Raw genomic sequence first — 18,784 nt, 5'->3', positions numbered from 1 at the left:
CGATGGTGCTGTGGTCCGATCGATAACGGCGAACTGGCCGGCCCGCAGGCGGATTGCGGCAAATCCGGGCGAGCCAATTCCTCAAGGACGGCACCATCGCGTGGCAAGCTCTGGGCCCGCAGCAGACTCCGGCGGGGGCAGCCGAAGCCAGGCTGGCCTGAGTCAATCGCCGATGAACCACAGATACAGGTGCAGCCCGCGTTCCACGATCTGGCACAGCTCAAGAGCCTGAGCGACCCAGTCACCGCCCAAATCGGCAGGAAGCCGGTCAAGTTCCGCCACCAGGAGCGGTACCTGCCTCTGGTTGAAGACCGCATCCCCATACGGCGTCAGCGCCCAGAGCATCGGGAACTCCGCAGGGTCCAGCTCCGCAAAGCCAGCCGTCCACTCCACCCCGGCTTTGGCGGAGGCGACGACCTTGCCGCTGTCACCACGCACCGCCATATTGATCATCCGCCGAGCCTATCCGGGTCCACGGCGACCCACGAAGGATTTACCGACCGGGCCGCGTGCTGCACGCTCACGGCGGCAAATCCGCGCATCCGTCAATGCCGACAGCGCAGGGCGGGTAGCCGGAACTCAACCTGTGGTCAGGCTCGTGACCAAGGTACGTAGCCACGACTGGCTGAGTGCGGGGTCGCGGCCGATGGCGCGGGCGACGGCTTGCCTGCCCCCTGTCTGTCAGGGTGAGTTGAGGCCAGCGGTTCATAGCAAGTCCGCCGGACAGGGCGAGTTCAGGATCGAGAAGCGTTGACTACTGCTGCTGACATGGTCGTGGCCCAGGATCGGGTCATGAGTCGCAAGAAAGGCCCGCGTGCGGGCGGGCCGCGAGCCCGCCGGAACTTCACTCCGGGGCAGAAACTGGAGCTCCTTTCCGGCTACGAGCAGGCCGTCGCGGCTGGTGACGGTGGGGCGTTGCTGCCGCGGGAGGGCTTGCACTCGTCGCTTGTGTCGGAGTGGCGCCGGGCCCGTGACGCCGGCCTGCTGCAGGGCAAACCGGCTGGGGAGACGGTCGGCCGGCCGTCGGCGGAGCAGGCGGAGATCGCCCGGCTGCGGCGGGAGTTGCAGCTGGCGCAGGCGAAGCTGGCGCGGACCGAGACGGCGTTGACGATCATGGGAAAAGCGCGAGAGCTCTTGGAGGACATCTCCAGGAGCGAGCCGGACGGGCCGGACGTGTTCGGGCTCGGCAGACGCTGATGGACACCTATCACCAGCTGACCAGCACGAACATTGCGACGCGGGAGGCGACGCGGCTGACCGGGATCGCCCGGTCCAGCGCCGATCGGGACCGGCGGCGTCCGACACCGGCACGCCCGGTGCGACGCCCGCCGGTGAACGCGCTCACCCCGGGCGAGCGTGAGCAGGTCCTGCACGTGTTGAACAGTGTGGAGTTCGTCGACGCGGCTCCGGCGCAGATCTACGCGGCGTTGCTGGACCAGGGCGTATACGTGGGCTCGATCGCGACCATGTACCGGGTGCTGCGCGAGCACGCGCAGGTCCGTGAACGTCGCCGGCTGGCCCGGCACCCGGCCCGCGCCCGTCCGGAACTGGCCGCCGGCGGACCGCGGCAGGTCTACACCTGGGACATCACGAAACTCGCCGGCCCGGTCAAGGGCTCCTACTTCGATGCGTACGTGAGGATCGATATCTACTCCCGGTACATCGTCGGCGCCCGGGTCCACGCCCGCGAATCGGGCCCGCTCGCCGAGAGCATGATGCGCGAGGTGTTCGACGCCCACGGCGTCCCGCACGTGGTCCACGCCGACCGGGGCACCTCGATGACCTCGAAATCGGTAGCTGACCTGCTCGAAGACCTCCAGGTGACCCGATCGCACTCACGGCCGAAGACCTCCAACGACAACCCGTACAGCGAAGCCTGGTTCAAGACGCTGAAGTACGCACCGGTCTTCCCGGCCCGGTTCGCATCCCTCGCCCAGGCACGAACGTTCATGACCGACTTCGTGACCTGGTACAACCACGCCCACCGGCACTCCGGGATCGGCCTGCACACCCCCGCCGACGTCCACCACGGCCGCCACCACACGGTCCGCGCCGCCCGCGAGACCACCCTGACCGCGGCCCGGACCGCACATCCCGAGCGGTTCAGCGCACCCCGGCCCCTGCCCAAAATCCTCGACCTGCCCGACCAGGTCTGGATCAACCGGCCTGACCAGGAAACCCAGCCCGAGCTGCAAGCCGCTTAACTCCCGTTGGCCTCATTCCCTTGACACGTTCCGGCCTGGCTGCTGCACATACCACAGCGCCGACTGGTGTACCGCGTCCGAAGCGGCGATCACAGCCGTCGGACGCGCGGACGCGCTACCGGATGGCGACGACCCGCACGAGGGTGAACCCGATCGGATACTGGAGGCGCTGCAGCAGATCATTGACGAGCCCGGACTCGACGCCGACACCGCGCAAGCGGCGGCGAGCTTGTTCATAGATCCGATTCAGCCGGTCGACGAGCAGGACCGGGGATACATCAACGGCCGCCACCGCGTGCAGGCCATGCGCGACGGCCGGGTAAGCCGCACCGTCATCGGCCGCTGGAAGGAAACCAGTACCGATCGGTGAAACGCTCATTGCGCTCGGTGGCGAGTGCGGGCCCTCGCTGCAGTCCCCCGGCTGATCTTCCATTCGGGCCTGAGGACGGCCACCCTGATGCGGCCGTGATCTGTGTACACGACCGGCCCAACGTCTCCTTGGGCCGACGTAGGTACATCCTTCAGCATTTCGCGTGTACCTGCGTCGAGGGGGTGGTCCACCGCCGGGCGCTGCGGCCGAGCCAACGGCTCTTCCCGCTCCTGCGGCACATGCTCTCCCGTAGCTTCATCTACCGCAGGTACGGTGCGGCCTGGCGACACATGTTGATTACCCCCCATCGCCCCGGGGCGGTTAGTCGGGCCATCGCCGCGTCCCGTCACCCGCCGTCCATTACCTCCTCGGCTGCCCCGATGGCCTTGTGTCACACACCGCGACCAGCCCGCCTCGCGCGGATACATGCTGACCGCATCGGCCGCTGTAGCGACACCCCGCTCCGGCTCTGCAGCGGCCCGTGCCCATCCCACCCACTCCGCTGTCCGGTGCGCTCGCCGCCACAGCAAGAGCGGCCTTCAACGACCTACTGGCCAGCGCACCCCCGGCTCAGAACCTGCGACGCCGATGGGCGGCTTCTCCCATGAGCGTGAACCCTGGAAGTCGATCTCACTACCAAGGAACCTTGCACCACGGAAGTTCACCGAGGCACCGGAGAACGTCGCGCCGCCGAAGCTCACCGCGCCACCAGATAGCGTTGTCGCGCCGAAGTTAACCCTGCCGCCGGCAAGAGTCGCGTCGCGAAACTCCACCGTGCCTCCGGACAGTTCCGTGCCGCCGAACTCCACCGCGCCACCGGAGAGCGTCGCGTCACGGAAGTCCACCGTGCCGCCCGGGAAGGTCAGGCCACGGAAGTCCACCGTGCCACCGGAAAGGGTCACATTGCCGAACCCCACGATGCCGTCAGAGAACGTCGCGCCGCGGAAGCTGACCGTCCCGCCAGACAACACTGCATCGCCAAAGTCCAACAGGCCTCCGGAGAGTTTCCCGCCGCTGAAGTCCACCGTCCCGCCGGAGAACTTCGTGCGGCCGAAGCTCACCATGCCGCCGGAGATCTCCGCGCTACCGAAGAAGACCGAGCCGCCCGAAAGGGTCACGTCGCCGAAATACACCGTGCCACCAGAGATAGTCGTGTAGCCGAAGTCCACTGCGGCGTCGGACAGTGTCGTGTCGCCGAAGCGCAACATGCCAGCGGAGAGCGTTGCACTGAAGAAGCTCGCCATGCCGCCGGAGAACCTCGTGCCGAAGAAGGCCACCGTGCCACCCGAGAACGTCGCATGGGCGAAGTCCACCGTGCCGCGCAGGGTCGCGTTGGTGAAGTCGAGCAAGGTCTGGTCCCGCAGGTCGATGTAGGTGAGATCACCGCCGTCGAAAAGCGCACCGGTGAAGTCGAAATGGTGACCCTGCCAAGCGCGCGCCTTGTCGATGCTGGGACGGAGTCGGTCCCGAATAATCCGGATGACGGTATGCCGGACCTGCCGTTCCTCGCGCGGATCGCGGTCAGCGTTCTGCGCAGTGGGATCACTGCTTCCGGACGGTGGGTCAGCGGTGTCGCTCGGTGGCTCGTACGGCATGCGAATATAGGCGCAGAGCACATCAATGCACGTTTGCCGACCGGCCTTCCAGTCGTCGGCGAGAGCAGCCATGGCGTACACGCCGGACAGACGTACGGCCGCTTGAGCACTGCCGAGCAGCTCGGCGGCTTTGGCGAAACGCTCGGCGAACAGCTTGGTGTTCTCCCGTTGCTCTGCGGTCTCGTGGTGGCGTTGGCGCCGATAGGCGACGGTAAGCGCGACGACCGCGCCGAGCCCGGCGACCAAGGACAACACCGCGCGCAGGCCGTCGAAGGTGGTTTGTGCGCTCCACCCGGCCCCCTGCACCGTAGCGCCGGACGGCGCCGAAGCGGTCAGGTCGGGCTGCCCGACCGCGAGCCACAGCGCCAGCCCGGCCCCTACGGCCACGGCGATCGCGGCCGTCAGCAGCGCCGCCACGTGAGCGGCAAGCGGCAGCGCAAAATCATCCGACGAACGCCTTCGCCTGCCGGCCGAGACCGCGAGCACGCCGGCGAGGGCGAACAGGAGAGCAGCTAGCCAGTGCCGCCCGACCCACATGGCCACTGGAGCCGCGGCCTCGGCCCACCAATCCGGGGCGCTCGCGATCACCGCGGCGAATAGGACGAGCACCGCGGCGGCGCCGCGCAGGGTTCGGGCTGGGTACGCGGGCCAGACCCGACGGATCCGCTGCATGAGTTTCACGCAGCTCATGGTGGCGTGCCCGTACAACCGCCCATCGCACTGCTCGGGCCTCTTTGTCCCGCTGTCGTGTTGATCAACGGGCATGGCAAAGTCGATGGAACGTGAGCTGCTGACCGCGGTTGAACAAGACGGGCAAAGATCTCCATTCACGGCGCAATCGCCCACTTCGGGCCGGTATCGGAGATGCTTAGTCTCCCTAACATGGACAAGCAGGCCCGCTGTCACGCGCTGACGGCTGCGTACGGCAGCCCTGAGATCCGGTATCTCTACAAGGAGCGGCGGCAGACCCTCGCTGACTTCCTCAACTCGGAACATGCTGTGGACGAGGTATCTCCGGCGAGGTCCAACCTGTAGATGCTGGTATGCCGACAAGTGAGCTGCGTCGACGAGTCCATCAGGAGCTCCGGGACGCCGAGCGAGACCTACGGCAACGAATCGCCGAGCAGGTCACACGCGAACTCACCATCTGATGGTGTGGCGTTCAATGGGTTGGGCGGGAGTGTGACCACTGAAGAGCCTGGACCGGCTCGGTTGCAACATCTTCGATCAGCGCACCGCTTGCCCCGGATTGTCGCCTTGGCGCAGGTCAGCCAATCGAAGCCGTCGCATCCGCCGCCTCCGAACTCTTACCGTCGTGCCAGCGCGTCCGCGCATCCGCTCGGGCTGGCGTTCGGCACACTGGCTTGGTGGAGATTGAGCTGTTCGCTGGTGTGCGCCTCGAGACGGAACTGGAGCGCACCTTCCGTGCGGTCGTTCTGCACATCGCACGGATCCCGGCAAACCAGATCCTGGCGGCTGATGACGAGTACATCGTCGAGGGCCTGCTGCGTGACGCACGAGCCGAATGCCCCGAGCTGCTGACCGACGAGATCCAGGCCCTGCCGATGATCGAGTGCTCCGAGCCGGTCGGCCTCTACAAAGACGGTAGTCACATTACGCGGCAAGTACCTCGGTACAGGATCGTGGTCCCGTTCACGGGACACACCCATATCTTCCGTTCCCAGCCCAGCCGAGCCTCACTGACGCGTCCGGTCGCGTTCGACCTACGCGAGGATGAGTTGGAGCTGTCTGTCGATGGCCCCCACCAGGCCGAGCAGGTCCGTCACGCGTTCGACACCCAGATCCACGACATAGGGCAGTACCTGGCCTGGGCACGCGCCGACTGCGACACTCACAACCGGCGCTTGGCCGCCGACGTGCCGGGTCTGGTCCGCCGCCGACGGGAGGAGGTGCAGCGGTTTCGCGAAACCGAGGCGCAGGTCGGCTATCCATTGCGTCTACGCAATGAAGCCGGCGCCGCTTCGGTGCCCCTTACCCGCCATACAGCCCTCCATCTATCGCCAGGCGCGTCCCGCGGCGGCACCTCCGAACCTCGATGGGTACTCCACGACGCCGACTACCAGGAGGCATTACGGGTTCTCGATTACTGGCGCGACTCTCTCGAGCGAGCCCCATCGATCGCAGATCAACGGGGCGAGGAGGAGATCCGTGACCTACTCGTCGCCGGACTGAACAGCGTTTTCAAGGGAGCCGCAGCCGGAGAGGTGTTCAACGGCGATGGCAAAACCGACATCCTGATCCGCCACGATCGGGTCAACGTGTTCATTGGCGAATGCAAGTTCTGGGACGGCGAGACGTCATTGACGGAGGCCCTGGATCAGCTCTTCAGATATGCGGTATGGAGAGACACCAAGACGGCGGTGCTGCTCTTCATCCGCAACCACGACGTCTCTGCGGTCATCAACACCGCACTGAGCACAGTCAGGGCACACGGGAACTTCACGGCCGACGCAGTGGCGACCGGCTCAAGCCGCTACAACTTCGTCATGCATGCCACCGGCGATCCGCACCAGCGAATCGCCATGGCGCTACTCCCTTTCGCGCTTCGCCCCAAAAGCCCGCGCCGAGGCCGTAGCTGATGACGACTGGATGACCCGCCCGACGCCCAGCGGGCGCTGACGCGAAGCTCGAAGGCTACCGACCGACACCGACCGACGCTGTTGAAGGTGACACAACGGGCTGCCTTCTCGGTACAGTACCCCGGCACACATATGGCCTGGGGAAGGACGCGTGAGCGGCGGGACATGGCTAACCTTCGGAGCTGGTGCACCGTCAAGCAGCCCATACGAGTCGGCAGCCATCTAGCCGGCGTCATCGAGTCGCACGACGACGCCACAGGGGCCGTCACTCTCGGCGCAGGTCTGCCGAACACGTACGCGAAAGCCGACACGCTCGCCTGGATCGCGGAACGGATGGGGAAGGATGAGGTTGCGAACTTCCTCCGCAACAAACTTCCCACCACGGCAAACGCCCGTTCTGGCGACGTGGGCGAGATCCTTGCTACGGCCTACCTACGCGAGGAGCACGGATGTGTGGTGGGGCCGAGCCGGCTCATTGACCGTGATCACCAGGAGTGGGCCATGCGAGGCGATGATGCGCTCGCGGCCAAGGTTGGCCACGGCGGCAAGGTCCGCATCGTCAAGGCGGAGGCCAAGAGCCGCGTCAAGCTGTATAAAGACACCGCGGCCGAGGCTCGCGATGGCCTAGCGCGCAACGGTGAGATGCCATCGCCTCAGTCCCTTGCTCAGTTCGCCGAACGGCTGATGTTCACCGCCGACAGTGCGGTTGGAGAGGCCGTCCTCATGCTACAGCTGCGGGAGGGCATGCGCCCCGACAATGTTGATCATCTGATGTTTCTTTTCACGAGCAACGATCCGAGTAAGTATGTGGCGGATGACCTTAAGGATTACCAGGGTCTGGTGTCGCAGTTGACGATCACGTTACGAGTCCAAGGGCACCAGCAGTTCATCCGGGACGCCTACGAGAAGGTAGCCGTCAGTGGCCCGTGAGGCTCCGGAATTGGTAGCGATCCTCACCGCGGCCACCGATGAGGGCTTCCGCGGGCGGCTCTTGGCTCAAGGCCAAGCCCAATCGATGATTCGCCGTAACGGTGCCCTACCTCCGGGCGCGCCCAACTTCAGCTCCTTCCTGGATGCCGACCTGCTCAATTACGGGTACGCGCTGTTGTCCACCAGCCTTGAGCTGTTGGAGGTCGCGCAAGACGACTCGATAGAACTGATCACCCTCGCCCAGCAGGGGTGTGTCCAGAGTTCCCTCGCTCTCGAGGCCGCCACCCGAAATGCGGCATCTGACACAGACCTGGTCTTTCACGCGCTTGTCGCCGGCGCGGCCAGCCACCTCGGCGGCTTCGCTGCACGAGCGTTCTCGCTGATCGATGGAAGTCGACAGGCGCAGCGGCTGACTCCGATGGAGCTCACGCTGGCAGACCTACTCATGCGCGACCTGAGCTCTATCGAGCGGCGCACCCTGACTCTGCGCTCGTCAAGGCAGGTGTCCGATGAGGCGCTGCTGGCGGCGCTCACCTCAGCGGGTAGCGGAGTAGACGACGAAGCACTGGAGGAGGTCGGCCCGGTTGTCCTTCTACTCAGCGAGAACTACCTGTCGGCGGTGGCGGCTGGGCTGTTTGCGATTGAGATTGGCAGCCGGCCTCTGCTGGAAGCTGCTCTCGAAGAGCTTCGGGAGGGTGAGCAGGCGTCCTCCGACGTGAGCGCCCCCGGACCTTGGTGGATTTACCGGCTGACCCGGCATCTGATGAACGGCCTGTTCGACACAAGCCTAGAGACGAATATCCCGACTGACCCGCCGTTGAGGGCTACCGGCCCGGCCGGGCGGTGGAACTACCTGCGGCGCAACTTCGTCGCGTCTTTGTTAGCACGGGAGCGGTCCGAGATCGATCTATGGCCCTCCCAGCTACACGTCGTCAACCGGCTGTTCCAGGACTCGCGGGATCTTGTCGTCGCGCTGCCGACCAGCGCCGGTAAAACGCGCATCGCGGAACTGTCGATCCTGGCCTGTCTCGCGCAGGGACGCCGTACGGTCTACGTCACTCCGCTGCGAGCATTGTCCGCGCAGACCGAACACGTTCTGTCACGGACGTTTTCGCCGCTGGGTGTCCGCGTCTCGTCGCTCTACGGGAGCATGGGGACAAGCGACGTCGACGAGGACACCTTGCGCTCCAGCCAGATTGTCGTGGCGACGCCTGAAAAGCTGGACTTCGCTCTTCGATCAGACCCATCCGTGCTCGATGACGTCGGCCTGGTCGTCCTAGACGAGGGACACATGATCGGAGCCTCCGAGCGGGAGGTCCGTTACGAAGCCCAGATCCAACGGCTGCTGCGCCGCTCGGACGCCTCGGAACGCCGCATTCTGTGCCTCTCGGCGGTGTTTCCCACCGGGCCCGACCTCGACGACTTTGTCGCGTGGATCACCCACGAACAGGCGGATGGCCTGCACCGAGAGTCATGGCGCCCGACGCAGCAGCGGTTCGGCCTGGTCGAGTGGCGCGAAGATCATGCACGGTTGACCATCACTCTTGGGCCAGACCGACCGTTCATCCCTCGCTACTTCGAGGAGAAGAAGCCGAGCGGCAAGCGCCGGAAGATGTTTCCGAACGACCAGCGGGAACACGTAATCGCCACCGGATGGCGGCTGGTCGAAGAAGGCCAGACGGTCCTGGTCTTCTGCCCCCAACGGAGATCCGTCGCACCCTACGCCCGCACGATCATCGATCTCCACGCCCGTGGCCTCGTCCCGTCCGTTCTGCCACCGAACATCGACCTGAGCGACGCGCTGGCCGTGGGCGCCGAGTGGTTCGGCGCCGAGCACCCCATTCTCAAATGCCTTGAGCTCGGCGTAGCCATCCACCACGGCGCACTGCCTGGCCCATTCCGGCGCGAAGTCGAGCGGCTCCTGCAGCATGGCCTCCTGAAAGTCACCATCGCCTCGCCCACACTCGCCCAAGGGCTCAACCTGTCCGCCTCAGCGGTGCTGTTCCACGGGTTACGACGCGGCACGGACCTCATCAACAGCTCCGAGTTCGCGAACGTCATCGGACGCGCTGGCCGCGCGTTCGTCGACACTGAAGGCCTGGTCCTCTATCCGATCTTCAAACCCACACAAAAGCATCGCCGAGACTGGATTGAACTCACCAAGGGAGACGGCGGCAAGGCCCTGCGTTCGGGGCTGATCGAGATCGGCGTCGCCCTCCTACGTAGGATGAGCAGATCGCAGGAACTCGCTTCAGTTGAGCCCTTGCTCACCTATCTCACAGGTGGGCCGGATTGGGCCTTGCCCATCGTGTCCCAGGAGACCGCCGAGGTGCGTGCGGCCGCAGCCGAGACTTGGCGGTCCAACCTTGCGCTTCTCGATATCGGAGTCCTGAGCATCGTCGGAGACGGCGATCAGGACGTCGTCGCGGACGCGGCGACCCAGATAGTCGCCGATGCCCTGCGAAACTCCTTGTGGGAACGCCAACTCAACCGCTACGTGGACACGGCGGCGGCCGCCATCCGCGGGCTCGTGTACAGCCGGACCAGGCACTTGTGGCGAACTGCCACGTCGCCCCAGCGCCGGGGGTGGTTCTTGGCCGGTTTGGGGGCAGAAGGGGGATCGGCACTCTCTCAGGTATCCGGTGGAATCATCGCCTTGGCACGTCGAGCCGAGACCGCCATCCTGGAAGAAGTTCCCGCGACCGCCACTGACCTGCTCGTGGAGATCGCCGAAACCGTCTTCGCGATGGACGTCTTCGCGCCGGAAACGAAGCTCGGCAACTGGAACGATGTGTTGCGCTGCTGGGTACGCGGATCAACCCTCAGCGAAGTACCCGGCGACCGCGTCGAGATCGCGCAGTTCATCGAGAGCGACGTCATCTACCGGCTGGTCTGGGGCATGGAGGCCGCCAGAGTCTACGAGATGGCCCAGAGCAACACTGACGCTGACGCCTTGTCGGGCGCGGCGGTAACCGCGATCGAGACGGGAACCTTCAACCAGTCAGCCTCCATCCTTGTCCGCAGCGGCTTCGACCATCGACTCGCAGCTATATCCGCCGTCACCAGCACTGGGGCCACCTTCGACTCGGCGGCCAACATGCGCCAATGGATCGCCGGCCTCGACCCCGCACACGCCTTGAACCAAGACTGGCCCACGCCCGAGTCACACACGGCATGGAACGCATTCGTTAACCCGTCGCGGGCACGCCGCGGGCGCCGGTGGAGCCTCCAGACCAAGGATGTGCAGGAGGTGGCCTGGCACGGGACCGTCCCGGCCCCGAGCACCTGGCTGCGGGTGACTGACGCAGCCCCGGGCAAAATCCGGATTTGGTCCACGGGCTTCGACCTGCTCGGCGAAGCAGCTCTTCATCTCGATCCCGAGCGGCAAGGGGTCCTTCGCGCCCGGCGGCATCGCGCCGATACCGGTATAAGCCTGCAATATCGCGGCCCAGGCGATCTGCTACCGGAGACGCCCAGCACACCGGCAAACAGCGTATGACGGGCGACCGGCATCCAAAAAGTCAATCGTGCTGAAGACGGGCAGGCTAATAATGCGAAGGGTTGGATGCAGAATCGGCGAGCTATATCGACTTCGATTCGATAGTTCGCCGAAGCTTTGAAGCAACCCAAGATACGGCTTGCTGGGCGGAAAAGCGTACTCGTCGCGGGTGGAGGTGCGCAGCCTGAGGCGGACCAGTGCCTCGGCGAGGGTGACGGCGGCGGCGACGCCGTCGATGACCGGCACGCCGAGTTCGAGGGTGGCGGCGGCGCAGAGGTCGGCCATGCCGGCGCAGCCGAGCACGATGGCGTCGGCGCCGTCGTGGTCGAGCGCGTGCCGGGCGAGCGCGACGACCTGTTTCAGTGAGTCGGGGGTCAGATCGAGGACCGGGATGTCGGTGGCGTGGACTCCGCGGCAGGCGCCGGGCGGGCAGTAGCGGGCGGCGAGGTCCCAGGCGCGGCCGCGGGTGCGGGAGAGGGTGGTGACCACGCTGAAGCCGCGTCCGAGCAGCGTGGCGGCGTGCATGGCGGCCTCGGCGATGCCGATCACCGGGCCGTCCGCGATCTCCCGGGCCGCGTCGAGTCCCGGGTCCCCGAAGCAGGCGATCACGTGGGCGTCGGCGGGCGGCCCGGAGGTGATCGCGTGCAGGATGCCGGGTACGGCCAGCGCCTCGTCGTAGTGGCTCTCGATCGAGGCCGGGCCCATGACGGGGGTGATCGCCTCGATGAGCGTGCCCGGACCGGCGGCGGCCCGGGCACTCGTCTCGATCGTGGCGGTCATCGCGTCCGTGGTGTTCGGGTTGATGACCCGGATCAGCATGGTCAGGCCTTGACCTTCGGGAGGCCGGGCAGGACGCCGCTGCGCTCCCGCACGCGGAACGCGGGCACCAGGAGCAGGTACGAGACGAAGCCGAGCCCCATCCCGATGAACCAGCTGTACTGGGCGACGTCCGTGGCCTTGAGCAGCACCGGGATGACCGCGATGATCGCGCCGATCGCGGTGGCGATGATCGCGGCCGGGTTGTAGCCGCCGGTGTAGTGGTAGCGCCCGGACGGGGAGAGGGTGAACAGGTCGTCCACGGTCGCTACGCCTCCCACCGATGCCGGCCGCTGGCTTGTTCGAGCTCGAACGCGGCAACCCATCTGCGATCGATCTCGCCGAGCCTGCGATCGGGTGCCAGCAGAGCCTCAGATCTTGCGGAGCAGCGCCTAAGGCTTCGGCTTGATCTCAGGCTGGCCCGGCCTCCGACACCCCCGCCTACTCTTCTGCGGCCCGGCTGCCATCCTTTGCCGGTCGCGTCATCGACGGCTCCTCGGCCGGCCGTGCCTGGCGCCGCCATCTCGGCGCTGACCCCGACCGTTAACCGGATTAAGACCCATGCCCCTCTCAAACAGGTGCGTCGTGATCGCGGCCGCCGATCCACGCACTACCCCGAGCAGAGCTGCCGCCACAAGCTCCCCAAATTCGATCATCAGTCTCGCTCCTCCCTGGAACGGAAACCGGCAAGTAACCGAGCACTGCACTTGCCGCGCACCACCCACTAGAAGGCCTCGCCGGGACGAAATCCAGAGGGACGGACAGAGCCGCACAGACCTGCGCAGCGCTCTACGTCATCGGACGCTAAACTCAGTCTCGGACAGTTTCGGACAGCTTTGTACGCTGCCGGACGATGGCGTACCTGAGCGCAAGACCGGGGAAGAGTCGCGATGACCGTTCCAACAGGTGAGGACACGGAGGCGGATCCCGGCGCGGTGTCCAGCCTAGCTGACCTGGCCCGTGAGCTGAGGTTGCTCCACATGAACGCCGGAAGCCCTTCAGTTCGCGACATCGGAAAGGCACTCGACATCGCGCACTCGTCAGTCCAAGACATCCTTCGCGGCAACGGGAGGATGCCGAATCAGCGCAGGTTTCTTGCCTTGGTTGGACACTTTCACCCCGATGCCGACATTGCGGCGTGGCGGCGCGCGTGGGTTCGGGCAGAGATGCGGCGCCGAGACCACCCGAGCCGTCCCGCTGTACCTACCTTTGCGGTCTCTGCCGCACCGGCCTCCTCGCCGACTTCGGACAACGCCGCGCGCATCTCTCGGGTGAACGCCGCTGAGGGAGCCCGCCTGATCGAGAGTGAGCCTCTGAGCGAGGTCGTCGATGCCCTAGCCGGCATCCAGCCAGACAGGACAGCAGCCCGCCTTAGCAGGGTGTCCGCAACCCGTGCGGCCGCGGTGCTCGAGGCTATCGACGAAGCCAACGCTGCGCTCATCCTCACCGACATGGAGCCCGGACCAGCGGGGACTGCTCTCGACGAAATTCCGGCCGCCACGGCAGCACACCTTCTACATCGCATGATCCCCCCGCACAATGCCCTGCGGATCGTTCGGATGCAGCCGTCACGGGCGGCCGAGGCACTGCAGCAGATGCCCGGTTGGCCGAGATTCCTGGACCGGCATGCTCGTGAACTCGATGTTCGAGACCGGCGACGGGTGCTGGCCGCACTGCCCGACGAGGCGCTCTCCCTCTACTTACAGGGTGCCAACGGCACGTCCCCACGCGACGGCGTCGAACTACTGTCTGGCGCGGCGGAACCTTTCCTCGTGCGGCTGCTGACCCTTGCTCCACCCGATTTTGCCGCCGGCTGGTTGTCAGTGGTGGATCCGAAGGTGGCATCACGGATTGCCGATGTTATACCGCGTCAGATGCTCGTCGATCTCGTGCGGCGCATGCCCAGTATCAATGACAATTGCGCTATGCCATTGCTGGCAGCCTGGGGGGAGGACCGGCTAGCAGGAGTTCTCCTCGAACTCCCGCTAGACGATCTCTCGGAATGGATCGAACGGCTTCGCAGCCAGCTGTCGCAGCCGACGCTCGAGAAGCTTGCAAACGCCCGGCGCGCCCGCCTGTCGTAGCCTCATGCGCATTCCGGTTGTAAGCCCGCAGCCGAGGGAGACTGCCGGCTCTGCTGTCGAAGTGCTCAAATCGGTTCCAGGGTTCGGGACGCGGACGCCACGATGATCAGAGCCCGGCGGACCCGCACCTAGTCGTGCTTCCCGCGCCGGACGAGTTGTTGCAGCCTGCGGCCCTCGTCCTGGGTCAACGGCCGTGCCCGTACCGGCTCGGCCACCCGCACCACCCACTCTCCACCACGGCCGGACGGCGGACGCTGCCCGGCGTGTCTCAAACCCGTCGAACGTTCGTGGACAGCCCACTAGCGATCGCCGTCAGTGCAGGATGTGCGCGCATCCAGTAGCGGCGACCGCTCCTGTCCCCATGCGCGGCGGAAACGGGACGTTGGTCACCCAACGCGTACCGACGCGGTCGGCGCGCACGCCCACGCTGAATGCTGCGGCTGGAAGCCGTGCTGTCCCTCACGGGCCGGTCGAGCCGCCCCGCCGACCTGCTTCCTGCGTAGGGTTCTACCGTGGAGAAGTCATTGGAATGGGCGTGGGAGCTCCGGCGTCAGGAAATGGAACTCGCGGTGGTACCGACGCTGCACGCCGACCGGATCATGCAGGCCATGCTGGTCAATCCCGGTATCGTCGGAGGTAGGCTCGCTTTCGTCAAGTACGGGAAGATTGAGCTCGACGACCTCAGATCACGCCCCCAGCTTGCCGTCGCCTTCCACAACGGCTGGCGCTGGGCGACCGTCGAGGGCCTCGCTGAGTGGGACGCATATAGCCGCACCATGTATGACCAACGCCGCACGGCCGTCCCCATCGCCCCGTCTCGCGTCTACGGCAGTTGACCGTGTCCACCCCGTACGGTTCGTATCGGCAGCGCCTCTTCGAGCCGGGCCAGCGGCCGTTCGTCGAGCCGCAGCGCCTCGAAACGGCCGCGCGCGCCGAGTTGAGCGCGGAGGTGTACAACTTCGTAGCAGGCGCCGCCGGCACCGGTCGGACCGCTCGGTCGAACCTCGAAGCGTTCGACGCGTGGCGGCTCATTCCACGCGTGCTCCGCGACATCGACGACCGCAACCTCGGGATCACCCTGTTCGAGCAGCCACTGCCTACTCCGCTGCTACTCGCCCCGATCGGGGCCCAGGCCATCGTTCATCCGGACGGTGAGACGGCAACGGCCCGGGCGGCGTTAGCGACCGGCGTGCCGATTGTCCTCAGCGCCTCGTCATCGGTCGATATCGAGACCGTCGCGGCCGCGAACGGCCACGGCGTCCGCTGGTTCCAACTTTACCGCTCCAACGACGACGAGCACACGGTCAGCGTGCTGCGCCGCGCCCGGGAGGCTGGCTACTCGGTTCTGGTGGTTACCGTCGACAACCCGATTATCGGGTGGCGCCCGCTGGACCTAGAAGCTGGCTACTCGCCGTTCGTACGTGGCCTCGGCATGCAGGTGTACTTCTCCGACCCCGTCTTCCGATCACGACTGTCGGCGGTGCCGGAAAACGACCCGGACGCCGCCATCGCACATTGGCACCACATTTTCGACGGGCGCAACCACGGCTGGGAGGGGCTGTCCTTCCTCCGCGAGCACTGGGACGGGCCGATCGTGCTGAAGGGGATCCAGCACCCCGATGACGCGTTGCTGGCCCTGGAACACGGGGCCGACGGGCTCGTCGTCTCCAACCACGGTGGCCGCCAGGTGGACGGCGCCGTGGCGTCGCTCGATGCGCTGCCCGCCGTCGCCGACGTCGTGGCGGGCCAGGCTCCGGTGCTGTTCGACTCGGGCGTGCGGACCGGCACCGACATCGTCAAGGCCCTCGCGCTCGGCGCCGATGCGGTGCTGGTCGGCCGGCCGTACGTATGGGGACTTGCCTGCGCCGGCGAGGCCGGGGTCGAGCACGTCATCCGCGCGTTGCTCGCGGAGTTGGACATCACGCTGGCGCTCGTCGGACGCCGAAGCGTCGCCTCGCTCGATCGCGGGCTGCTGCGCCGTGACGGTCAGGGCGTCAGCTGACGGATCGGAGGCCGGCCCGACATGCACGCCCAGCGCAGTCCGTCCACGTCGGTGAAGGTCACGGTCGGCACCACGCCCGAGTCGTCGCGCAGTACGGAGGCGGACCCGACCTCGGCGTTCGCCGTCTGGCCGGCGCCGATGCGCCGAATCGTGATCGGCGTGCGGACCTGGGCGCCATCCAGACCCGGGACGACGTCGAAGATCGGTCCGTCGCCGTCATTGGCTACCTCGAGGCTGAGCCGCAAGCCGCTGCCCTCGCGCACGGTCACCGAGACGCGGCGCGCGTGCCGCGCCTCCAGGTCGCGGCGTTCCCGGTCGCGGCGGCCCTCCTCGGCACGCCGCAGACGAATCTCCCGGAGCAGGGCGACGCCGAGGAACACCAGGTTCAGCAACGCGCCGGTCGCCGCCAGCCAGTCCGGCATGGATCCCCAGTTGATCTTCGGGTCCTTCTGAGGTGTGGCGGCCGCCAGCACAGCGGCGACCGTCTCCAGGCCGTGGGCGACCGCGGTCATTTGAGATCCTCCGCTGACTGTGTCAGGGACATAATCTGTTGGGCGACGCGATGAATCATGCCTGGAAGCCGAATGTCGGCCGTGACCCGGCGGCACGCGGGAAGGCGACCGGCATTGGAGCCCAGCGCGGAGCCGAGCAGAAAGGGCAACGGAGTTTCAGGGCTTGCCACGACCACCGTGGGTACACCGCGGGCGAGCGCCACTCCGGCCTCTATCCACACGCTCGACGTTTCGGCGGCGCCGTCAGCCAGGATCACCAGCACGGTCGCGGAGCCCACCTGCTCGACATTGCGCTCGACGAGTCGTCGTCCCTCGCCGTCTCTGACCCGAGCGGTCGCGACCGACTTCTCGACCACCACCTCCGGCACTACCCGCCAGCCGCAGCCGGTCAGCACGTTACGCATTTCACGGGCGGCGACCGCGATCGCCTCGGCGTTCCCGGTTTCGGAAACCGGGTGGGCAATGAAGGCGGACGGCGTCATACGGCGACTCCGGTGACCAGCAATGTCTCCTCCGGTGGGATCGGTCGACAAAGCAGGGCGTGGAGGATCGTGTCTAAGATCATGAATGCCGCGCCCACGACGAACTCGACGTTGGGTACGAGCTGCAGGGAGGGGAAGCCCCGGGAGAGGACTTTCCGGCAGTAGCGCCAGTGACCCCGCGCCGCGGGCGTTCGCACCTTTTCGACCACGACGTCGGCAAACCCGGCGTGGCCGAGCCAGTTGATGACATCGGCGCGGTCGGGCATCGCACTCCGCTCGGCCCGTCGCGCCGCCGGGAAGTAGCGTAGAAAGCTGAAACTCGCGATGGTCTCCTGCGCGCCGGTCCGGACACACAGGACGCCACCCGGCCGCAACAGGCGGCGAATTTCGCGGCAGACCGCAGCGGGGTCCGGGCTGTAGTGCAGGACCATGGAACAGAGGCACGCGTCGAGGGATCCGGTCCTCAACGGAAGGGCGCCCATGTCAGCGTGTACGGCCAGATTCGCGTCCGCGAGTCTCATCTGGCGCAGCATGGGCATCGACCGGTCGATGGCGATCACCCGCTCGGCCCGCCACGCCGCGCGCAGGACCGTGCCGAAGCGGCCGGTCCCAGCACCGAGGTCCAGGACGTCGGCCCGCATGTCCGTCCCAGCCGCGCGGGCCAGCGCGCCGGTCCAGACCTGCCGGAGCTCGGGGCTCAGCGCGCGTGCGGTCACGAACCGGCGCGCGTAACCCGCCACGTCGTAGTCAGTCATGCGCTTCCCACTCGTCCGGCCACGGGGCCGATCCGGTCACGTACTCGCCGATCAGGTGGCGGACGCGCTGCGGGGTCGGCGCGGCGCAGGTGATGCGCGACGTGGCGATCACGTCCTCGCTCAGCAACGGAGCGCCGTCATACGGGAGCTCCGCCGCGTATCGCGTCGCAGGCGGCCGGGACGGCAGCGCGACGAGTTGCAGTTGGTCGAAGACCCGGACGCCGGTGGCCATCGCGACCAGGCGCAGCGTTCCGGAGACGCGCGGATTGACCTCGATGACCGACAGCGCTCCGCCGGAGGCGATGAACTCGACCTCGGCGAAGCCCCAGACGTCGAGCACCTCGGCGACCCGCTTCGCCATCCCGGCCAGCTCGCTCGCGAGGTCACGCCAGCTCGACGGCAACGGGCACACGCGCAGCCGGCGCCACGGCGGCAGCAGGTCAGTCCGGGTCTCGCCCTTCCACACCGGCGGGAACACGACCGTATGCCGGTCCTCGCGGTGCAGCACGACGGAGAACTCGACGCCGTGGACATACGTCTCCCAGTACCCGTCGTCGCCGGGGTCGGACGTGGTATCCGCCCAGGTGAGCCCCTGGCTCTGGGTCCCGCTGCGCCGCTTGAGCAGCGCTGGCGAGGCGGCCTGTCGTGGCGGGGTGCCGCGGCCCCAACGTGGGGTCGGCACGCCGCTGTCCTCCAGTAGCCGCTTGACCATGACCTTGTCGGTGGCCGCTGTGATCGCCAGGGCTGACTGGCATCGCGCCGCTACACCAGCGTCTCGTAGCTGCGCGGCGAGGCGCCCGTCGCGGAGCAGCGTCCCGTGCGACGAGAGAAAGTCGACGGTCGCGTCCCCGGCCTCGAGGACCAGGCGATCGAGATCGACCGCCGGCTGTGCCGGATCTTCGCCAAGAAAGATCATCCGATCGTTCGGGCCGGCG

Annotated in this window: 17 protein-coding genes; 8 read left to right on the top strand and 9 right to left on the bottom strand. The window is 66.8% G+C overall.

Annotated elements, in window-relative coordinates; translation table 11 throughout:
• Nucleotides 1-162: 162 nt before the first annotated feature.
• Nucleotides 163-453: a hypothetical protein gene (locus OP04_RS03980; RefSeq protein ID WP_033337909.1), complete on the bottom strand. Its 291-nt coding sequence runs from the start codon at nucleotides 451-453 to the stop codon at nucleotides 163-165.
• A 315-nt stretch (nucleotides 454-768) separates the two neighbouring features.
• Between OP04_RS03980 and OP04_RS03970 the strand changes: the two genes are divergently transcribed.
• Nucleotides 769-2,204, top strand: a protein-coding gene (locus OP04_RS03970; RefSeq protein ID WP_408606698.1) for an IS3 family transposase whose coding sequence is annotated in 2 segments (ribosomal slippage) — nucleotides 769-1,126 and nucleotides 1,126-2,204 — 1,437 coding nt in all. Because the reading frame shifts where the segments join, the coding sequence is not laid out codon by codon here.
• Nucleotides 2,205-2,319: 115 nt separating this feature from the next.
• Here the strand turns inward: OP04_RS03970 and OP04_RS52930 are convergent.
• Together OP04_RS52930 and OP04_RS03965 are read right to left on the bottom strand one after the other, a co-directional pair.
• The gene (locus OP04_RS52930) at nucleotides 2,320-2,583 is read right to left on the bottom strand and encodes a hypothetical protein (protein ID WP_157239218.1); all 264 of its coding nucleotides are present in this window, start codon (nucleotides 2,581-2,583) and stop codon (nucleotides 2,320-2,322) included.
• Nucleotides 2,584-3,113: 530 nt separating this feature from the next.
• Nucleotides 3,114-4,850: a pentapeptide repeat-containing protein gene (locus OP04_RS03965; protein ID WP_157239216.1), complete on the bottom strand. Its 1,737-nt coding sequence runs from the start codon at nucleotides 4,848-4,850 to the stop codon at nucleotides 3,114-3,116.
• A 201-nt stretch (nucleotides 4,851-5,051) separates the two neighbouring features.
• Here OP04_RS03965 and OP04_RS52925 point away from each other — a divergent pair, with 201 nt between their 5' ends.
• From OP04_RS52925 to OP04_RS03950, 4 genes are all read left to right on the top strand, one after another.
• Nucleotides 5,052-5,204, top strand: a complete 153-nt coding sequence (locus tag OP04_RS52925) for a hypothetical protein (RefSeq protein ID WP_157239214.1) — start codon at nucleotides 5,052-5,054, stop codon at nucleotides 5,202-5,204.
• Nucleotides 5,205-5,536: 332 nt separating this feature from the next.
• Nucleotides 5,537-6,769, top strand: a complete 1,233-nt coding sequence (locus OP04_RS03960; RefSeq protein ID WP_051797032.1) for a hypothetical protein — start codon at nucleotides 5,537-5,539, stop codon at nucleotides 6,767-6,769.
• Nucleotides 6,770-6,934: 165 nt separating this feature from the next.
• On the top strand, nucleotides 6,935-7,699 hold the full coding sequence (locus OP04_RS03955; RefSeq protein WP_051797031.1) for a hypothetical protein: 765 nt from the start codon (nucleotides 6,935-6,937) through the stop codon (nucleotides 7,697-7,699).
• Entirely contained in the window at nucleotides 7,689-11,198 is a 3,510-nt protein-coding gene (locus tag OP04_RS03950; protein ID WP_051797030.1) for a DEAD/DEAH box helicase, read from the top strand. The genes OP04_RS03955 and OP04_RS03950 overlap by 11 nt, the downstream gene beginning before the upstream one ends.
• Here the strand turns inward: OP04_RS03950 and OP04_RS03945 are convergent.
• Both OP04_RS03945 and OP04_RS52920 read right to left on the bottom strand, forming a co-directional pair.
• Nucleotides 11,160-12,017, bottom strand: a complete 858-nt coding sequence (locus OP04_RS03945) for an aspartate/glutamate racemase family protein (protein WP_063746517.1) — start codon at nucleotides 12,015-12,017, stop codon at nucleotides 11,160-11,162. The two genes, OP04_RS03950 and OP04_RS03945, sit on opposite strands and share 39 nt — an antisense overlap.
• Nucleotides 12,018-12,019: 2 nt before the next feature.
• Nucleotides 12,020-12,277 carry a cytosine permease gene (locus OP04_RS52920; RefSeq protein ID WP_033337907.1) on the bottom strand — a complete coding sequence of 86 codons (258 nt, stop codon included), beginning with the start codon at nucleotides 12,275-12,277 and terminating at the stop codon, nucleotides 12,020-12,022.
• Between the two features lie 717 nt (nucleotides 12,278-12,994).
• Between OP04_RS52920 and OP04_RS03935 the strand changes: the two genes are divergently transcribed.
• The 3 genes from OP04_RS03935 (at nucleotide 12,995) to OP04_RS03925 (ending at nucleotide 16,100) form a co-directional block, all read left to right on the top strand.
• Nucleotides 12,995-14,098 (top strand): magnesium transporter MgtE N-terminal domain-containing protein, encoded by a 1,104-nt coding sequence (locus tag OP04_RS03935; protein WP_198153682.1) that lies wholly within the window; start codon nucleotides 12,995-12,997, stop codon nucleotides 14,096-14,098.
• A 512-nt stretch (nucleotides 14,099-14,610) separates the two neighbouring features.
• Entirely contained in the window at nucleotides 14,611-14,934 is a 324-nt protein-coding gene (locus OP04_RS03930; protein ID WP_033337905.1) for a pyridoxamine 5'-phosphate oxidase family protein, read from the top strand.
• Nucleotides 14,935-14,936: 2 nt separating this feature from the next.
• Nucleotides 14,937-16,100 carry an alpha-hydroxy-acid oxidizing protein gene (locus OP04_RS03925; protein WP_033337904.1) on the top strand — a complete coding sequence of 388 codons (1,164 nt, stop codon included), beginning with the start codon at nucleotides 14,937-14,939 and terminating at the stop codon, nucleotides 16,098-16,100.
• Here the strand turns inward: OP04_RS03925 and OP04_RS03920 are convergent.
• From OP04_RS03920 to OP04_RS03905, 4 genes are read right to left on the bottom strand one after another with little or no spacing between them, the layout of a single operon-like run.
• A complete protein-coding gene (locus OP04_RS03920) occupies nucleotides 16,085-16,612 on the bottom strand; it encodes a hypothetical protein (protein WP_033337903.1) in 528 nt (175 codons plus the stop codon). The genes OP04_RS03925 and OP04_RS03920 overlap by 16 nt on opposite strands.
• Nucleotides 16,609-17,094, bottom strand: a complete 486-nt coding sequence (locus tag OP04_RS03915; protein WP_033337902.1) for a hypothetical protein — start codon at nucleotides 17,092-17,094, stop codon at nucleotides 16,609-16,611. Before OP04_RS03915 ends, OP04_RS03920 begins: the two co-directional genes overlap by 4 nt.
• On the bottom strand, nucleotides 17,091-17,849 hold the full coding sequence (locus OP04_RS49130) for a class I SAM-dependent methyltransferase (RefSeq protein WP_051797029.1): 759 nt from the start codon (nucleotides 17,847-17,849) through the stop codon (nucleotides 17,091-17,093). Before OP04_RS49130 ends, OP04_RS03915 begins: the two co-directional genes overlap by 4 nt.
• Nucleotides 17,842-18,765 (bottom strand): ATP-grasp domain-containing protein, encoded by a 924-nt coding sequence (locus OP04_RS03905; RefSeq protein ID WP_198153681.1) that lies wholly within the window; start codon nucleotides 18,763-18,765, stop codon nucleotides 17,842-17,844. Before OP04_RS03905 ends, OP04_RS49130 begins: the two co-directional genes overlap by 8 nt.
• Between the last annotated feature and the right edge of the window lie 19 nt (nucleotides 18,766-18,784).

Source organism: Catenuloplanes japonicus (assembly GCF_000717135.1).
Lineage (GTDB): Bacteria > Actinomycetota > Actinomycetes > Mycobacteriales > Micromonosporaceae > Catenuloplanes > Catenuloplanes japonicus.
The sequence above is the reverse complement of the archived record's forward strand: the minus strand, read 5'-3'. Positions and strand labels throughout refer to the sequence as shown.